Genomic DNA, 16,527 nt, shown 5'->3' with positions numbered 1-16,527 from the left:
CGCGTCTTACCTCGTGGGATCGGGGACTGTCGATGTCAGTGCGGTCACGTAGGCTCGCAAGTGACGGATCGAATACTGCGCGACGAGGGAGGGGGCCCACGTGCTCATCGACACCTACGGCCGAGTGGCCACCGACCTGCGAGTCTCGCTGACCGACCGGTGCAATCTGCGCTGTACGTACTGCATGCCCGAGGAGGGCCTGCAGTGGCTCGCCAAGCCCGACCTGCTCACGGACGACGAGATCGTCCGCCTGATCGACATCGCGGTCACCTCCCTCGGTATCGAGGAGGTCCGCTTCACCGGTGGCGAGCCCCTGCTGCGCCCGGGCCTGGTGGGCATCGTGGAGCGGGTCGCCGCCCTGGAGCCGCGCCCCCAGATGTCCCTGACGACCAACGGCATCGGCCTCAAGCGCACCGCGACCGCCCTGAAGGCGGCCGGCCTGGACCGGGTCAACGTCTCCCTGGACACCCTGCGCCCCGACGTCTTCAAGACCCTCACCCGCCGGGACCGCCACAAGGACGTCATCGAGGGCCTGTACGCGGCCCGTGAGGCGGGCCTGACCCCGGTGAAGGTCAACTCGGTCCTGATGCCGGGACTGAACGAGGACGAGGCCCCCGACCTGCTGGCCTGGGCGGTGGAGCACGACTACGAACTGCGGTTCATCGAGCAGATGCCCCTGGACGCCCAGCACGGCTGGAAGCGCGACGGCATGATCACCGCGGGCGACATCCTGACCTCCCTGCGCACCCGCTTCGAGCTGACGGAAGAGGGCTCCGAGAAGCGCGGCTCGGCCCCGGCAGAACGCTGGATCGTGGACGGCGGCCCGCATGTCGTGGGCGTCATCGCCTCGGTCACCCGCCCGTTCTGCGCCGCCTGCGACCGCACCCGCCTCACGGCCGACGGCCAGGTACGCACCTGCCTGTTCGCGACGGAGGAGACCGACCTGCGCGCGGCCCTGCGCTCGGGGGCCCCGGACGAGGAGATCGCCCGCATCTGGAAGGCGGCGATGTGGGGCAAGAAGGCGGGCGCGGGCCTGGACGACCCGTCGTTCGTGCAGCCGGACCGCCCGATGTCGGCGATCGGCGGCTAGGGCCGCGGCACTGGGGCGGCTGGGGCGGGCCTAGGCGCCTTCCGGGGCCTGCCAGTCCTTGAGCTCCACCACGTCCTTCAAGAACCCCCGCACCCCGAGGAACTGGGAGAGATGCTCCCGGTGTTCGTCGCACGCCAGCCAGGTCTTGCGCCGCTCCGGCGTGTGGATCTTCGGGTTGTTCCAGGCGAGGACCCACACCGCGTCGGCACGGCAGCCCTTGGCTGAGCAGATCGGGGTGGTCTCGTCACTCACTGGTTCGTCTCACAAAAGCGCGCTGAACAAGGCGACGCCGAGCAGCCACGGGGGGAGCTGCCCGGCGTCGGTCTGTCGCTCCGACGGGGGATGCGGAGCGCGTAGGAAGTATGTCACGGGTAACCCGCTGCCCGGCACTGGAACAACATGATTGATCTGAGCTTTTCTTGAGCTTGGCGCGGAGATGACGACCGGATCCGGACCCTCCGCAGAGGTCACGTCCGCTCGCGCGGCTCACCCCGGACACCCGCCGCCGCATCGGCCGGACCGTCTTCCGGGAACGATTCCGCAGACGGCTCCCGAACCCCCGGCGGAGCGAGCATCGGCCGCATCGGCGCGGTCACGAACGTCGACGGCAGCGACGGCGCGTTCTCCCGCCCCGCGTTGGCGATCACCACCGAGATGTAGGGGAGGATCACCCCGAGCACCAACGCCACGATCGCGACGTGCCGTTCGACGTTCCAGAGCGACGCGGCGAGGATGACCGAGACCGTCCGCACCGACATCGAGATCACATACCGCCGCTGCCGGGCGCGTACGTCGTCGTGCAGCCCCGCGCGGGCACCGGTGATCCGGAAAACCTGGGCGTTGCCTGCCGCATGCTGCTTCCGCATCACATTCCACCATCCGCCCGCATCGGACTCTCCCCGGCCCGTACCCATGCCGCCCCGGCACAGGAACCGGGCCCGGACACGTCCTACGGTACGCCGCGCCTGCGCCACCCACGAGACCGGGGCGCCCGACTCCCGGGCGAACGGCCTGCGTCGCGGCGCGTACGGCTCACTCGACATGCGTCGTAGCGCGCATGGGCCGACACTGGCCGTAATGCTCACACGTCGAGCCGTACTAGGAGGCAGCCATGGGCTGGTTGTGGGCGATCATCGTGGGACTCGTGCTGGGCCTGATCGCGAAGGCGATCATCCCCGGAAAGCAGCACAGTCCCCTGTGGTTGACGACCATCTTCGGCATGATCGGCGCCATCGTCGGCAACGCGATCGCGCGCGCGGCGGGCGTCGAGGAGACCTCCGGCATCGACTGGAGCCGGCATGCCTTCCAGCTCATCGCCGCGATCGTGATCGTGGGCGTCGGAGACATGCTGTACATGGCGACGCTGGGCAAGAGGAAGCACCGCACCTGACCGCGACGCGCCACAGGGGCGCGGGGAACCGCGGGAGCAACCACGGCGAGAGCCGCGCTCCGCAGATCTCCGCGCCCGAGGTGTGCTATGCGCCGGTGACCTCGACGGCGGCGAGGTTCCTCTTCCCGCGCCGCAGCACCAGCCACCTGCCGTGCAGCAGGTCCTCCTTGGCGGGCACCGCGTCCTCGGCCGCGACCTTCACGTTGTTCACGTAGGCCCCGCCCTCCTTCACGGTGCGCCGCGCGGCCGACTTGCTGGCCACGAGACCGACCTCGGCGAGCAGGTCGACCACCGGAGCGAGCTCGGCGACCTGGACATGCGGCACCTCGGACAGGGCCGCCGTCAGCGTCCTCTCGTCCAGCTCCGCCAGCTCGCCCTGCCCGAAGAGGGCGCGGGACGCGGCGATCACCGCGGCCGTCTGGTCGGCGCCGTGCACCAGGGTCGTCAGCTCCTCCGCCAGCGCACGCTGCGCGGCACGGGCCTGCGGACGCTCCTCGGTCTGCTTCTCCAGCTCCTCGATCTCCTCGTGCGACCGGAAGCTGAAGATCCGCAGGAACTTGGAGACGTCCCGGTCGTCCGCGTTCAGCCAGAACTGGTAGAAGGCGTACGGCGTGGTCATCTCGGGGTCGAGCCAGACCGTGCCGGACTCCGTCTTGCCGAACTTGGTGCCGTCGGCCTTGGTGATCAGCGGCGTGGCCAGCGCGTGCACCACGGCGTCGGGCTCGACCCGGTGGATCAGGTCGGTGCCCGAGGTGAGGTTGCCCCACTGGTCGCTGCCGCCGGTCTGCAACGTGCAGCCATGCCTGCGGAACAGCTCCAGGAAGTCCATGCCCTGGAGGATCTGGTAGCTGAACTCGGTGTAGCCGATGCCCGCGTCGGAGTTGAGCCGCCGGGCGACGGCCTCCTTCGCGATCATCTTGTTGACCCGGAAGTGCTTGCCCACGTCCCGCAGGAACTCGATCGCCGACAACCCCTGGGTCCAGTCCAGGTTGTTGACCATGACCGCGGCGTTCGGCCCCTCGAAGTCCAGCAGCGGGGCGATCTGCGCGCGGAGCCGCTCCACCCACTGGGCCACGACCTCCGGCGCGTTCAGCGTGCGCTCCGCGGTCGGCTTCGGGTCGCCGATCAGACCCGTCGCCCCGCCCACCAGCCCCAGCGGACGGTTGCCCGCCTGCTGGATCCGGCGCATCGTGAGGATCTGCACGAGGTTGCCGAGGTGCAGGCTGGGCGCGGTCGGGTCGAACCCGCAATAGAACGTGACGGGGCCGTCCGCGAACGCCTTGCGCAATGCGTCCTCGTCAGTGGAGAGGGCGATCAGCCCACGCCACTTCAGCTCGTCGACGATGTCCGTCACGGTTCTCGCGTCTCCTTGGATGATCTTCAGGTGGTCGAGTGACACCCGGCTACGAGGTTATACGCCCCGACTGACAGAGCTCATATTGAAGTCCGGCACCCTCAGCGCCGGCATCGCAGCTCTAGTGAACCAGTCGCTCCACTCCCTCGGCAGCGTCTTTTCCGTGCGCCCGGCCTCCGCCGCCCGGCCCAGCAGGTCCACCGGCGACTCGTTGAACCGGAAGTTGTTGACCTCCCCGGTCACCTCGCCGTTCTCGACCAGGTAGACGCCGTCGCGGGTCAGGCCGGTCAGCAGGAGCGTGGCCGGGTCGACCTCGCGGATGTACCACAGGCAGGTCAGCAGCAGCCCGCGCTCGGTGCTCGCGACCATCTCCTCCAGGGAGCGGTCCTCGCCGCCGTCCAGGATCAGGTTGTCGATGCCCGGCGCCACCGGCAGCCCGGTCAGACCCGCGCTGTGCCGGCTGGTCAGCAGGCTGCTCAGCTCACCCGCCCGCATCCACTCGGTGGCCGTCAGCGGCAGTCCGTTGTCGAACACCGAGGAGTCGCCGCCGGAGGAGTGCGTGAGCACGAAGGGCGCGGACTCCAGGCCCGGCTCGTTCGGATCGCTGCGCAGTGTCAGCGGCAGCTCGGTCAGCCGGTCGCCGAGCCGTGTGCCGCCGCCGGGCTTGGAGAACACGGTCCGGCCCTCCGCCGCGTCCCGGCCCGACGCCGACCACATCTGGTAGATCAGCAGGTCCGCCACGGCGGTCGGCGGCAGCAGCGTCTCGTACCGCCCGGCGGGCAGGTCGTGCTTGCGCTCGGCCCACCCCAGACGGACGGCGAGCTCGGCGTCCAGCGCCGCCGGGTCGACGTCCTTGAAGTCCCGGGTGGAACGGCCGGCCCACGCCGAGCGCGTACGGTCCGGGGACTTGGCGTTGAGCTCCAGCGTCCCGTTGGGCTGGTCGTGCCGCAGGCGCAGGCCCGTCGACGTACCGAGGTAGCTGGAGACCAGCTCGTGGTTGGCGAAGCCGTACAGCTCACGGCCACCCGCACGCGCGCGTGCGAAGGACTCGCCGAGCGCCGGCGCGAAGTCGGTGAACACCGCGGAGGAGGTCTCGACGGGCGCGTCCGTGAAGTCGGGGGAGGCCGGGACGTCCCGGACGAGCGGCTGGGCGTCCTCGGCGGGCGCGGCCCCGCGCGCGGCGGCCTCGGCGGCCCGGACCAGGGACTCCAGCTCGTCCATGGTCACCGCGGACCGCGAGACGACACCGGAGGCGGTGCCCTCCTTGCCGTCCACCGTCGCGATCACGGTGAGGGTGCGCGTGCGGGTGACACCGTTGGTGGTGAGCGCGTTGCCGGCCCAGCGCAGGTTCGCGGTCGACTGCTCGTCGGCGATGACGACGCAGCCGTCGGCGCTCGACAGCTCCAGGGCGCGCTCGACGATCTCGTGCGGCTTGTTCGTACGAGGACTCATCGACCGGCCTCCTGCGTGGTGTTGAGACTGTGCTTTCCCGGGGAGTAGCCCCCGGACCCCCAGCCGATTCCGAAGTCGACGCTCATCGACCGGCCTCCTGCGTGGTGTTGAGACTGTGCTTTCCCGGGGAATAACCCCCGGACCCCCAGCCGATTCCGAAGTCGACGCTCATCGACCGGCCTCCTGCGTGGTGTTGAGGATGTTGACTCCCTGGAACAGGGCGGACGGGCAGCCGTGCGACACCGCCGCGACCTGCCCGGGCTGGGCCTTGCCGCAGTTGAAGGCGCCCCCGAGGACGTACGTCTGCGGACCGCCCACCGCGGCCATCGAGCCCCAGAAGTCGGTGGTGGTCGCCTGGTAGGCGACGTCCCGCAGCTGGCCGGTGACGCGGCCGTTCTCGATCTTGAAGAAGCGCTGTCCGGTGAACTGGAAGTTGTAGCGCTGCATGTCGATCGACCAGGACCGGTCGCCGACGACGTAGATGCCCCGGTCGACGCTCCCGATAAGGTCCTCGGTCGACATCCCCGCCGGGTCCGGCCGCAGCGACACGTTCGCCATGCGCTGCACGGGCACGTGCCCGGGGGAGTCGGCGAAGGCACAGCCGTTGGACCGCTCGAAGCCGGTCAGCCGCGCGATCCGCCGGTCCAGCTGGTAACCGACGAGCGTGCCGTCCTTGACCAGGTCCCAGGACTGGCCCGCCACGCCCTCGTCGTCGTAGCCGACGGTCGCCAGGCCGTGCTCGGCGGTGCGGTCACCGGTGACGTTCATCAGCTCCGAGCCGTACCGGAGCTTGCCGAGCTGGTCGAAGGTGGCGAAGGAGGTACCGGCGTAGGCGGCCTCGTAACCGAGCGCGCGGTCCAGCTCGGTGGCGTGGCCGATGGACTCGTGGATGGTCAGCCACAGGTTGGACGGGTCGACGACCAGGTCGTAGACGCCCGCCTCGACGCTCGGTGCCCGCATCTTCTCGGCGAGCAGCTCCGGGATCCCGGCGAGCTCCTCCTCCCAGTCCCAGCCGGTGCCCGTGAGGTACTCCCAGCCGCGGCCGACCGGCGGTGCGATGGTGCGCATGGAGTCGAACTCGCCGCTGGACTCGTCCACCGACACGGCGGTCAGCTGCGGGTGCAGCCGGACCCGCTGCTGAGTGGTCACGGTCCCGGCGGTGTCGGCGTAGAACTTGTTCTCATGGACGGTGAGCAGCGAGGCGTCGACGTGGTTGACCCCGTTCGCCGCCAGCAGCCGCGCGCTCCACTCGGCGAGCAGCCCGGCCTTCTCCTCGTCGGGCACGGTGAACGGATCGATCTCGTACGACGAGATCCACGTCTTCTCGGCGTGCACCGGCTCGTCGGCCAGTTCCACCCGCTCGTCCGAACCGGCGGCCCTGATCACCTGGGCGGACAGTTTCGCCATCGCCACGGCCTGGGAGGCGACCCGCGCCGCCGCGTCCATGGTCAGATCCACGCCCGACGCGAAACCCCACGTGCCGCCGTGCACGACCCTGACCGCGTACCCGAGGTCGGTGGTGTCCGACGACCCGGCGGGCTTGGCGTCCCTGAGCCGCCAGGACGCGCTGCGCACCCGCTCGAAGCGGAAGTCCGCGTGCTCGGCGCCCAGCGCACGCGCGCGTGCCAGCGCGGCGTCGGCCAGGGCGCGTAGGGGAAGCGCTGTGAAGGCTTCGTCGATGGTATGAGGCACCGGGACATCTCCCTGCTGTCGTGACCTGTGGACCTCGATCATGTCGTGTGCGCAGGTCCGGGGACCATACGTTTCCGGGCCGCGGTCGGCGTCTTCTGTAGGGACCCGACAGACAGCCCCGTGAGCCACTGTCGGTGCCCGAATGTCCGCCCGCCGGGACAGCCCGATAGGTTCGAGGGAAGCCGCTTGCCATCCAGGTGCCGGGCGGCGGGTACAGACCGCTATCGAAAGGGTGATCCGTTGAGCCGCTCGGTTCTCGTCACCGGAGGCAACCGGGGCATCGGCCTCGCCATCGCCCGAGCTTTCGCCGACGCCGGCGACAAGGTCGCGATCACATACCGCTCGGGTGAGCCACCGGCCGCCCTCACGGAACTGGGCTGCCTCGCCGTCAAGTGCGACATCACCGACACCGAGCAGGTGGAGCAGGCCTACAAGGAGATCGAGGACGCGCACGGTCCCGTCGAGGTCCTGGTCGCCAACGCCGGCATCACCAAGGACCAGCTCCTGATGCGGATGTCCGAGGAGGACTTCACCTCCGTCCTCGACACCAACCTCACCGGCACCTTCCGGGTCGTCAAGCGTGCCAACCGCGGCATGCTGCGCGCCAAGAAGGGCCGCGTCGTCCTCATCTCCTCCGTCGTCGGTCTGCTCGGCGCCGCCGGCCAGGCCAACTACGCCGCCTCCAAGGCCGGCCTGGTGGGCTTCGCGCGCTCCCTCGCGCGTGAGCTGGGCTCCCGCAACATCACCTTCAACGTCGTCGCGCCCGGCTTCGTCGACACCGACATGACGAAGGTGCTCACCGACGAGCAGCGCGAGGGCATCGTGAAGCACGTGCCGCTCGGCCGCTACGCGCAGCCGGAGGAGATCGCCGCGGCGGTGCGGTTCCTCGCCTCGGACGACGCCTCGTACATCACTGGAGCCGTCATCCCGGTTGACGGCGGACTGGGAATGGGTCACTGAGCACGATGACGAACACGACTGGAATCCTCGAGGGCAAGAAGATCCTCATCACCGGTGTGCTGATGGAGTCCTCCATCGCCTTCCACACCGCCAAGCTGGCCCAGGAGCAGGGCGCGGAGATCATCCTCACCGCGTGGCCGCGTCCGACGCTCACCGAGCGCATCGCCAAGAAGCTCCCCCGGCCGGAGAAGGTCAAGGTCCTGGAGCTCGACGTCTCCAACGACGAGCACCTGGCCCGCCTGGAGGGCCAGGTCCGTGAGCACCTGGGCGACAGGCTCGACGGGGTCGTGCACTCCATCGGCTTCGCGCCGCAGGACGCGCTCGGCGGCAACTTCCTGAACACGCCGTTCGAGTCCGTGGCCACCGCCATGCACGTCTCCGCCTTCTCCCTGAAGTCGCTGACCATGGCGCTGCTGCCGCTGATGACCGAGGGCGGCTCCGTCGTCGGCCTCACCTTCGACGCGCAGTTCGCCTGGCCGCAGTACGACTGGATGGGCCCGGCCAAGGCCGCCCTGGAGGCCACCAACCGCTACATGGCGCGTGACCTGGGCAAGCACGACATCCGCTGCAACCTGATCTCGGCGGGCCCGATCGGCTCCATGGCCGCGAAGTCGATCCCCGGCTTCTCCGAGCTGGCGGCCGTGTGGGACAGCCGCTCCCCGCTGGAGTGGAAGCTGGAGGACCCGGAGCCGGCCGGCAAGGGCGTCGTGGCCCTGCTGAGCGACTGGTTCCCGAAGACCACGGGCGAGATCGTGCACGTGGACGGTGGGCTGCACGCCATCGGCGCGTGACACCACCGCCGCCGAGGCTCGACCGGGGCCCGCATCCCTTCGGGGGTGCGGGCCCCGGCCGTTCGCGCGGGGCTCGGCCCGTCCGCGGGGCCCGGCTCCGTTCGTGCGGGGCCCAGCCTTGTTCGCGTGGGGCCCGGCCCGGTCGCGTGGGGTCGCCCGTTCGGCCTATCCGATCGGGCGGGGGAGCGGGACAACTGGGCACTCTGGATTACGCGTTCACCACGCTTTCCTCCCCAGCACGGCCGAGGAGGTCCCCTTGTGCGCCTGTCCCGCAGCCTGGCCCCAGCCGCCGTCGCCGCGGCCCTTCTGCTGACCCTGCCGCACGACGCGTCGCCGCACGCGCGCGTGGAGGCGCGTGAGGACCGGGCCCCGGATCTGTTCGGCGCCACGTGCCGCAGCAAGGTCACCGGTTCCCGGGTGACCGCGTACTGCCACAACCCGTATCCCGACGTCGACCATGTCCGGCTGCACATCGAGTGCGAGCGCTGGTGGGACGTCGACAGCGACGGCGCCCCGGTCGAGGCCGGACCCGCGCAGACGGTACGGCTGCAGGGGCGCTGCTGGAAGGAGGTCCGCTCGGTGTGGGTCAGCCACCAGAGGGGCTGAACAGACCCGGGCGGCACTGGAACGGATAGCTCGCGGCCACGGTCGCGGCCGTGTCGGGGTCGCCCGCGCGAATGGCGTCCACCAGCCCCGAGTGGTCCAGGTGCGTCTCCGGGGTCAGCTCCTCGCCGACGTCGTCGCGGAGCCAGTCCCGCAGCACCTCGCCGAGGTCCGCGTACATCGCCGACATCACGTCGTTGTGGGAAGCCGCCACCACCGCCAGGTGGAAGCTCGCGTCCGCCGTGACGAAGGCCTCCTTGTCGCCCGACTCCCACGCCTGTTCACGGCGCGCCAGAAGCGCGTCGAGCTGCTTGAGGTCCCGCTCCGTACGCCGCTCGGCGGCCAGCTTCGCCGCGGCCGACTCCAGGGTGGAGCGCAGCTCGGCGATGTGCCGGGGGTCGGCGCCGGCGAAGCGGCGGTGCATCACGCCCGCCAGCTCGCTGGTCGCCACGACATAGGTCCCGGAGCCCTGGCGGATGTCCAGCAGCCCGTTGTGCGCGAGGGCGCGGACGGCCTCGCGGACCGTGTTCCGGGCCACCCCGAGCTGCTCGACCAGCTCCGGCTCGGTCGGGATCCGGGAGCCCACCGGCCACTCGCCCGAGGTGATCTGCTGCCGCAGCGCGGCGATGACCTGCTCGGACAGCGCCGATCGGCGGGGGTGGCTCAGAGGCATGGCACACCTTCGCACGGGACGGGCGGCACAGGGCTGCCGGGGGATGGACAACCAATCATCCCATGATTCTATGATGGGTGTCATGGCACGCCAGGAAACCCGGACGAGCATGTCCCCGCCCCTCCGCAGCTCGGCGACGAACGAGCCCCCGACGACGGCCACGCGCGCGTGGACGACCCGGCTGCTCGTGCTCGGCATCGTGCTGGCCGCCGTCAACCTCCGCCCCGCCATCACCAGCCTCGGCGCCCTCCTGGAGGACGTCCGTGACGGCCTCGGCATGAGCGGCAGCGTGGCCGGACTGCTGACCTCGGTGCCCCCGCTCTGCTTCGCGGTCTTCGGCGTCATGGCCCCCCGCCTCGCCCGCCGCTTCGGCCCCGGCGCGGTGGTCTGCGCCGGCATGGCCGCCATCATCGCGGGCCTGCTCATACGGCCGTACACGGGCACCACGGCGGGTCTGCTGGCCGCCACCGCGCTCGCCCTCATGGGCATCGCGGTCAGCAACGTCCTGATGCCGGTCATCGTCAAGCGCTGGTTCCCGGACCGCGTCGGCTCCATGACTGGCCTGTACTCGATGGCCCTCGCCCTCGGCACCGCCTCCGCGGCCGCCGTGACCGTACCGGTGACCGACGCGCTCGGCGGCCGGTGGCAGACCGGCCTCGCGGTGTGGGCGGGACTGGCCGCCGCGGCCGTGCTGCCGTGGCTCCCGTTCGTACGGCGCGGTGGGGCGGAACCCGCCGAGGAGGCGCCCGCGCGTGAGGAGCGCCCCGCGTTGCGGATCACCCGGAGCCGTACGGCCTGGGCGCTCGCCGTGTTCTTCGGGCTCCAGGCCACCGCCGCCTACATCACCATGGGCTGGATGGCGCAGATCTTCCGGGACGCGGGCGTGTCCGCGAGCACCGCCGGACTGCTCCTCGCCGTCACCATGGTCATGGGCGTGCCGCTCGCCTTCGTCATCCCGCGCGTGGCGACCCGGCTCCCGCACCAGGGCCCGATCGTGGTGGTGCTCGGCGTCTGCGGCCTCGTCGGGTACGCCGGCCTCTACCTCGCGCCCGCCGCCGGTGCCTGGGCCTGGGCCGTGCTGCTCGGGATAGCCAACTGCGCCTTCCCGCTGGCCCTGACGATGGTCGGGATGCGGGCCAGGACCGGCGCGGGGGTCGCCCAGCTCTCCGCGTTCGCACAGAGCACCGGCTACCTGATCTCCATCCCGGGCCCGCTCCTGGTGGGCGTGCTCTACCAGCACAGCGGCGGCTGGGGACTGCCGATCGCCCTCATGGCCGGCCTGATGATCCCGCAGACGATCGTCGGCGTCCTCGCGGGCCGCGACCGTACTGTCGAGGACGAGGCGGGCCGCGACCGTACGCTCGCGGGCGGGGCGGGCCGCGACCTTGGTGTCGAGGGCGGGGCGGGCCGCTGACGCCACCCCGGCGGGCCTGGCGCGGGCCCCGGGTGCCAGACTGGCCGTATGCCAGTGCTCGACCCGAACCCGCAGAACGGCCAGAAGAAGATGCTGCTCGTCTTCGGCGCGTTCCTCGCCATCTTCGTGATCATCGCCGTCATCGCGTCGCTCGCGTCGCCCTGATCACCCGCCCCCACGCCGGTCCGGCCGGCGGGGGTGGGGGTAGCCCCACCATCCCCTAGGGGGCGAGTCTCAGGGGCAACTGGGTGGATCACCGGATGGGTTGGGGACCCGGGTTTCCGTACCTTCGAGACGTGACCGCGACACGGCGGATCACCGGCCCACTCGAAGAGACGCGGAGGCACCCATGTCGGCCCCTACGCACACCCCGCCCCGCCCGGTGAGCCGGGGGCGCGTCGACATCCGGCTGCCCTGGTGGGCCCTCGCGCTGCCGACGCTCGCCTTCGTCACCCTGCTCGCGCTGATCCTGAACCCGTCCGACGCGCACGCCGCCGCGGGCGACCCGGTGATCGCCCGTCTGTTCGAACGTATGCAGGAGCTGTTCACCCGCTGAACGCCCCGCCGGGACCGGCCCGCGACCGTGTCCGTACTGCGGCGAAGTCGCATGTCAACTCCCTGCGCCCCATGGCCTGTTTCATGCGAAGCTGGGTCGTATGAGCGTCGCTGAATCCCGCAGGATCGTCCTCTTCCGGCATGCGAAAGCCGACTGGCCCCAGGTGACCGACCACGAGCGGCCGCTTGCCGAGCGGGGCCGGAAGGATGCCGCAGAGGCCGGGCTCAGGCTGGCCGACACCGCGATCCCCGTCGACCTTGCCCTGTGCTCCACCTCGACCCGGACCCGTGAGACCTGGAAGCTCGCCGTGCAGGGGTTCGCGCACCGGCCGAAAACCGTCTACGAGGAGCGGGTCTACGAGGCCTCGCCCGGCGAGCTGATCGCCGTGCTCAACGAGACCCCCGACGACGTGCGGAACGCGGTCCTGATCGGCCACAACCCGGGCATCCAGGGCCTCGCCGACATCCTGGGCGGTGCGTCCGAGGGCGATGCCCGCGACCGGATGAGCCGCCGCGGCTTCCCGGCCGCCGCCTTCGCCGTGCTGTCGTTCACCGGCCCCTGGAAGAGCCTGGAGCCGGGTGTGGCCACCCTGGTCGACTACTGGGCCCCCTCCGAATGATCCGATCGATGTGAGGGAGTCTGTGCGAGGGGCCCGGCACCACCCCGGTGCCGGGCCCCTCGCCTGCTCTTGACGTCCGCCGAACGGGACGGCTCAGGCGATGTCGTCGTGTGTGTCCGCCGCCTCGACCTCTTCGCGGGTCACACCCAGCAGATACAGCACGGTGTCCAGGAACGGCACGTTCACCGCCGTGTGCGCGGCCTCCCGCACCACCGGCTTGGCGTTGAAGGCGACCCCGAGGCCGGCCGCGTTGAGCATGTCCAGGTCGTTGGCGCCGTCGCCGATGGCCACGGTCTGCGCCAGCGGCACCCCCGCCTCGGCGGCGAACCGGCGCAGCAGCCGCGCCTTGCCCGGTCGGTCCACGATCTCGCCGGTGACCCGGCCGGTCAGCTTCCCGTCGACGATCTCCAGGGTGTTGGCCTGGGCGAAGTCCAGCCCCAGCCGCTCCTTCAGGTCGTCGGTGACCTGGGTGAACCCTCCCGAGACGACCCCGACCTGGTACCCGAGACGCTTGAGCGTACGGATCAGGGTGCGCGCGCCGGGGGTCAGCCGCACCTCGGTGCGCACCTTGTCGACCACCGAGGCGTCGAGACCCGCCAGCAGCGCCACGCGCGCGTGCAGCGACTGCTCGAAGTCCAGCTCCCCGCGCATCGCGGCCGCGGTCACCTCGGCGACCTTGTCCTCGCACCCGGCGTGCGCGGCGAACAGCTCGATGACCTCGTCCTGGATGAGCGTGGAGTCCACGTCCATCACGACCAGCCGCTGCGCCCGCCGGTGCAGCCCCGCCGAGACGACGGCGACGTCCACGCCGAGGGCGGCGGCGTCCGTCACCAGCGCGGTCCGCAGCGGGCCGGTCTCCACGCCGGAGACCGCGAACTCGACGGCGGTCACCGGGTACTTGGCGAGCCGGAAGATACGGTCGATGTTGCCGCCGGCCTTGGTGATCCGGGCGGCGATCGCGGCGGTCGACTCCGCGGTCAGCGGATGACCGAGCACGGTGACCAGCGAACGGCCGAGCCCGCGGGGCCGGTTGTCGCCGAGGCCCGAGATGATCTCGGCCTGCATCTTCATCGACTCCGCCCAGCTGTGGACGGTCGCCCGCAGATCACCCTCCAGTCCGCGCGGCGGCTCGGTCACCAGAGCGCACAGCACCATGCGGCCACGGGTGACGACCTGCTCGATGTCGACCACGTCGACGGAGTAGGCGGCGAGAGTGTCGAAGAGTCCGGCTGTGATGCCCGGCCTGTCCTTGCCGAAGATCTTGACGAGAAGGGTGGGGACGTCGGAGGTCTGCGAAGCGCTCATGGTGTACCCACCGTATCCGGCACCCAGTGCCCGCCGCCCCTGAGGTCCGCCTGGCGGACAGCGAACAATGAGCGTCGCTCAGGTGGCGGTGAGCTGACGCGGCGGTCCGGGCGCCAGGGGCACAGGTCGGGCGCCGGGACCGACGGTTACCGGCCAGGGACGGGCGCGGGTGCGTGTCGCTCCCTGCCCGCTCCCCGCCGGCCTCGCCGCGATCACCTCCGTCCCTTCGGCCGCCCCGGCGGTGGCGGTGGGAGAGGCGGCGGGGGCGGGCCGTCGTCCGGCGGGGAGGGCTCGTCGCCGCCGCGCCGCCCGCGACCGGGCCGGCGCGGTGAACGGGGCGGCGGCTCCAGGGGCCGCACCATCGTGGGCGCGCCGTACAGGTCGTCGCCGCTCGGCGGCGAGTCGTCGGACGGCTCGCCGGACACCGAACCGTCGTCATCGGGCGCCCGCGTGCCTCCGGGCGGCGGGGCCCCGGTACGCGCCGACCACGCGTCCCTGCCGGGGGGCGCCGCGCCGCCACGCCGGCCGTCATCGGCGGGCCGAGCCCTCTGCGCCGGGGGCTCGCCGGGCAGCGGGCGCCCCTGTCCCGGCGGCGCGCCGGGCACCGGTCGCGCACCCCCGGGCGACGGCCGGCCTGGCGCCCGCGCCTCGGGCGGTCGCGCGTCCTCCGGTTCCCGCGCCTCCGATGGTCGCGCGTCCTCTGGCTCCCGCAGCCCCTCCGGCACCCGCAGATACGGATTGGTGTCCGGGTTCGGTGGCCGGTACGGCGTCCCCGGCGTGTACGGCCCGGACTCGCCGCCCGCGTCCGCCGCACCGGCACCGCCCCGACCGGACCCCGCCCCGGAGGAGCGCCCGCGAGAGGAACCGGCGCCTCCTTCGCGCCCTGCCCCCGCATACCCCGCGCCCGGCGAACCGGCGTAACCGCCCGCCCCACCGACAGCCCCCTCACCAGCAGCGCCCCCGGCACCGCCCGCGCCCGGCGCCCTCCACCCCTGGTCCGCATACGGCGCACCCCCCGGCGCCCCCGGGTACGGCGCCGCCCGAGAGGACCCCGGGCCGGGTGCCGCTCCGGCCCCGCCGGGCACCGCCCCGGCCCCACCCCGGTACCCCCCAGGCGCCCCCGGATCCGTCCCCGTGCCACCCGCAGCCAGCGGCCCCCCACCCTCACCCGCCGTCCCGCCCCCGCCCCCGTCCCCGGGCGTCGACCCCAACGCCCGCAGCGCCAGAGGTGCCGCCAGCCGCCCCGCCGCCCCGGTCGCCCGGGCGAGCAGCGCTCCGGTGGCGCCCGCGGCCGCGCCCCACAGAGCGCCGAGGAGCAGGGCCGTGCCGAGCTGTCCGTGCAGGTCGATGCCGGCGCCGAACGCGTCGACGCCGAACACCGACAGCGAGGCGTTCACGGACACGTCCGTCAGCCACGCGAGGAACGGCAACGCCAGCGCCGTCACGACCCCCAGCCGCAGCGCACACCGCCCGGCGAGACCGAGGGCCCCTGGATCCCGTACCGGCGTCCGCACCGCGGCCAGTACCCCCGCGAGCAGCATCATCATCGCCGCGGCGACGCCCAGCAGCCACACGCGTCCGTCGAGTTCCGCGAGGCGCGACAGGGAGACGGACTGGTCGCGCTCGGAGCTCAGGAGGTCGTCCAGGGGGTCGGGGAGGAAGGCGGTCAGGGGGCCCGTCGCCCGGCCGTCCCAGGGTACGAACAGACCGAGGGGGATGGCGAGCCAGGTGCCGTTGGGGGCGCCCAGGAGTGCCGCGCCGGCGATCCGCTTCGGATGCTCGTCGCCGACGGACGCGTACACCGCCGCCGCGAGCCCCGCCGCCACCGCGACCAGCAGGACCGTGACGAGGGCGGACACCGCGGGGCGTACGACGCGGTGCACCGCTTCCCAGCCCCGCGGCAGCGGCGTGCGGCGCGAGGCCAGCAGCGCGATCAGCAGGATGCCGGCCGACCAGCCGAGACCGCCGAGCAGCGTCGGCACCGTGTCGACCGTGAAGCCGACCGCCGCCTGCGCGTCGACCAGGTCGCCGACCTGGTCCGGGAGCAGCCCGCCGATGTCGCCGACGTCACCGAGCCCGGGGATCTCCAGACCCCCGCCACCGCCCGCGCCGGGCAGCTCGTCGAGTCCGAGCGCGCCGCCGTCGATCGTGATGACGTCGTGACCCGCCCAGGCCAGCCCGCCCAGCATGGCCACGAACAGCACGACCACCGCACCCGCGCGGACCAGCAGTTCGGCCGGTGCGACGACAACTCCGGCCGCCCGCAGGGACCGTAGGAAGAACCATGACAAAAGGAGCGCTCCGGCCAGACTCACCCCGAGTGGCGTGATCTCGATGGCCGTCGCCGCCTGCGCTCCGGTCAGCCCGAACGCGGACACATCACCGGACGGTGTCACCGCCCCACCCGCCCCCAGGGCCACCAGCGCCGCGGTCATCGGGCCGAGCGAGGCCGTCGCGTCCGCCTCCAGCAGGTGCAGTCCGAGCGCCGCGACGCCCGCCATTCCGATCAACGCCCAGCTCACGGCGGCGATCGCGGAGAGCAGGATGTCCCCCCACGGCAGCCTCGCGTCGTGCTTCGTCGTCTCGAACCTCATGGACGCGCTCATGGCAGACCCCCCGATCCGCGGT

The 16,527-nt window shown here is 72.0% G+C and carries 16 protein-coding genes and 1 pseudogene; 9 read left to right on the top strand and 8 right to left on the bottom strand.

The window, feature by feature from the left end; genetic code table 11:
• Positions 1-100 precede the first annotated feature (100 nt).
• The gene (gene moaA, locus ACZ56U_RS29600; protein ID WP_469087021.1) at positions 101-1,090 is read left to right on the top strand and encodes a GTP 3',8-cyclase MoaA; all 990 of its coding nucleotides are present in this window, start codon (positions 101-103) and stop codon (positions 1,088-1,090) included.
• 30 nt (positions 1,091-1,120) lie between these two features.
• Here the strand turns inward: moaA and ACZ56U_RS29595 are convergent, their stop codons facing one another.
• Both ACZ56U_RS29595 and ACZ56U_RS29590 read right to left on the bottom strand, forming a co-directional pair.
• On the bottom strand, positions 1,121-1,342 hold the full coding sequence (locus ACZ56U_RS29595) for a hypothetical protein (protein WP_469087020.1): 222 nt from the start codon (positions 1,340-1,342) through the stop codon (positions 1,121-1,123).
• Between the two features lie 215 nt (positions 1,343-1,557).
• Positions 1,558-1,956: a DUF3099 domain-containing protein gene (locus ACZ56U_RS29590; protein ID WP_469087019.1), complete on the bottom strand. Its 399-nt coding sequence runs from the start codon at positions 1,954-1,956 to the stop codon at positions 1,558-1,560.
• A 245-nt stretch (positions 1,957-2,201) separates the two neighbouring features.
• On the opposite strand from ACZ56U_RS29590, the gene ACZ56U_RS29585 reads away from it, so the two are divergent.
• The gene (locus tag ACZ56U_RS29585) at positions 2,202-2,480 is read left to right on the top strand and encodes a GlsB/YeaQ/YmgE family stress response membrane protein (protein ID WP_469087018.1); all 279 of its coding nucleotides are present in this window, start codon (positions 2,202-2,204) and stop codon (positions 2,478-2,480) included.
• An 85-nt stretch (positions 2,481-2,565) separates the two neighbouring features.
• Here ACZ56U_RS29585 and tyrS read toward each other — a convergent pair whose 3' ends face one another.
• From tyrS to ACZ56U_RS29570, 3 genes are all read right to left on the bottom strand, one after another.
• Positions 2,566-3,834: a tyrosine--tRNA ligase gene (tyrS, locus tag ACZ56U_RS29580; RefSeq protein WP_469087017.1), complete on the bottom strand. Its 1,269-nt coding sequence runs from the start codon at positions 3,832-3,834 to the stop codon at positions 2,566-2,568.
• A gap of 57 nt (positions 3,835-3,891) precedes the next feature.
• Positions 3,892-5,286: a metallopeptidase TldD-related protein gene (locus ACZ56U_RS29575; protein ID WP_469087016.1), complete on the bottom strand. Its 1,395-nt coding sequence runs from the start codon at positions 5,284-5,286 to the stop codon at positions 3,892-3,894.
• 168 nt (positions 5,287-5,454) lie between these two features.
• Positions 5,455-6,978, bottom strand: coding sequence for a TldD/PmbA family protein (locus tag ACZ56U_RS29570; protein ID WP_469087015.1), 1,524 nt, complete (start codon positions 6,976-6,978; stop codon positions 5,455-5,457).
• A 240-nt stretch (positions 6,979-7,218) separates the two neighbouring features.
• Here ACZ56U_RS29570 and fabG point away from each other — a divergent pair, with 240 nt between their 5' ends.
• The 3 genes from fabG (at position 7,219) to ACZ56U_RS29555 (ending at position 9,335) form a co-directional block, all read left to right on the top strand.
• Positions 7,219-7,938 (top strand): 3-oxoacyl-[acyl-carrier-protein] reductase, encoded by a 720-nt coding sequence (gene fabG, locus ACZ56U_RS29565; protein WP_469087014.1) that lies wholly within the window; start codon positions 7,219-7,221, stop codon positions 7,936-7,938.
• 5 nt (positions 7,939-7,943) lie between these two features.
• On the top strand, positions 7,944-8,729 hold the full coding sequence (fabI, locus tag ACZ56U_RS29560; protein ID WP_469087013.1) for an enoyl-ACP reductase FabI: 786 nt from the start codon (positions 7,944-7,946) through the stop codon (positions 8,727-8,729).
• A 258-nt stretch (positions 8,730-8,987) separates the two neighbouring features.
• Positions 8,988-9,335 (top strand): hypothetical protein, encoded by a 348-nt coding sequence (locus tag ACZ56U_RS29555; protein WP_469087012.1) that lies wholly within the window; start codon positions 8,988-8,990, stop codon positions 9,333-9,335.
• Here the strand turns inward: ACZ56U_RS29555 and ACZ56U_RS29550 are convergent.
• The gene (locus ACZ56U_RS29550; RefSeq protein WP_469087011.1) at positions 9,316-10,005 is read right to left on the bottom strand and encodes a FadR/GntR family transcriptional regulator; all 690 of its coding nucleotides are present in this window, start codon (positions 10,003-10,005) and stop codon (positions 9,316-9,318) included. The genes ACZ56U_RS29555 and ACZ56U_RS29550 overlap by 20 nt on opposite strands.
• A 70-nt stretch (positions 10,006-10,075) precedes the next feature.
• Here ACZ56U_RS29550 and ACZ56U_RS29545 point away from each other — a divergent pair, with 70 nt between their 5' ends.
• The 4 genes from ACZ56U_RS29545 (at position 10,076) to ACZ56U_RS29530 (ending at position 12,594) form a co-directional block, all read left to right on the top strand.
• Positions 10,076-11,419, top strand: coding sequence for a CynX/NimT family MFS transporter (locus ACZ56U_RS29545; protein WP_469087010.1), 1,344 nt, complete (start codon positions 10,076-10,078; stop codon positions 11,417-11,419).
• A 48-nt stretch (positions 11,420-11,467) separates the two neighbouring features.
• Positions 11,468-11,584, top strand: coding sequence for an SGM_5486 family transporter-associated protein (locus ACZ56U_RS29540; protein WP_095046370.1), 117 nt, complete (start codon positions 11,468-11,470; stop codon positions 11,582-11,584).
• Between the two features lie 184 nt (positions 11,585-11,768).
• Entirely contained in the window at positions 11,769-11,975 is a 207-nt protein-coding gene (locus ACZ56U_RS29535; protein ID WP_469087009.1) for a hypothetical protein, read from the top strand.
• Between the two features lie 100 nt (positions 11,976-12,075).
• Complete coding sequence (locus tag ACZ56U_RS29530; RefSeq protein WP_469087008.1) at positions 12,076-12,594, top strand: SixA phosphatase family protein; 519 nt, start codon at positions 12,076-12,078, stop codon at positions 12,592-12,594.
• Between the two features lie 93 nt (positions 12,595-12,687).
• Here the strand turns inward: ACZ56U_RS29530 and serB are convergent, their stop codons facing one another.
• Complete coding sequence (gene serB, locus ACZ56U_RS29525) at positions 12,688-13,899, bottom strand: phosphoserine phosphatase SerB (protein WP_469087007.1); 1,212 nt, start codon at positions 13,897-13,899, stop codon at positions 12,688-12,690.
• Positions 13,900-14,645: 746 nt separating this feature from the next.
• A pseudogene (locus ACZ56U_RS29520) lies at positions 14,646-16,505 on the bottom strand (streptophobe family protein); the annotation flags it as partial.
• Between the last annotated feature and the right edge of the window lie 22 nt (positions 16,506-16,527).

This window comes from Streptomyces sp. NPDC034103 (genome assembly GCF_055575395.1).
Note: the sequence above shows the minus strand (reverse complement) of the source record. Positions and strands in the feature narration are given on the sequence as shown.

What these genes read in the sequence shown, in the direction of transcription:
- ACZ56U_RS29530 (WP_469087008.1), top strand. Translation starts at nt 12,076, where the DNA reads ATGAGCGTCGCTGAATCCCGCAGGATCGTCCTCTTCCGGCATGCGAAA.
- fabI (WP_469087013.1), top strand. Translation starts at nt 7,944, where the DNA reads ATGACGAACACGACTGGAATCCTCGAGGGCAAGAAGATCCTCATCACC.
- ACZ56U_RS29575 (WP_469087016.1), bottom strand. Translation starts at nt 5,286, where the DNA reads ATGAGTCCTCGTACGAACAAGCCGCACGAGATCGTCGAGCGCGCCCTG.
- ACZ56U_RS29590 (WP_469087019.1), bottom strand. Translation starts at nt 1,956, where the DNA reads ATGCGGAAGCAGCATGCGGCAGGCAACGCCCAGGTTTTCCGGATCACC.
- ACZ56U_RS29540 (WP_095046370.1), top strand. Translation starts at nt 11,468, where the DNA reads ATGCCAGTGCTCGACCCGAACCCGCAGAACGGCCAGAAGAAGATGCTG.
- ACZ56U_RS29585 (WP_469087018.1), top strand. Translation starts at nt 2,202, where the DNA reads ATGGGCTGGTTGTGGGCGATCATCGTGGGACTCGTGCTGGGCCTGATC.
- serB (WP_469087007.1), bottom strand. Translation starts at nt 13,899, where the DNA reads ATGAGCGCTTCGCAGACCTCCGACGTCCCCACCCTTCTCGTCAAGATC.
- ACZ56U_RS29545 (WP_469087010.1), top strand. Translation starts at nt 10,076, where the DNA reads ATGATGGGTGTCATGGCACGCCAGGAAACCCGGACGAGCATGTCCCCG.
- ACZ56U_RS29535 (WP_469087009.1), top strand. Translation starts at nt 11,769, where the DNA reads ATGTCGGCCCCTACGCACACCCCGCCCCGCCCGGTGAGCCGGGGGCGC.
- ACZ56U_RS29550 (WP_469087011.1), bottom strand. Translation starts at nt 10,005, where the DNA reads ATGCCTCTGAGCCACCCCCGCCGATCGGCGCTGTCCGAGCAGGTCATC.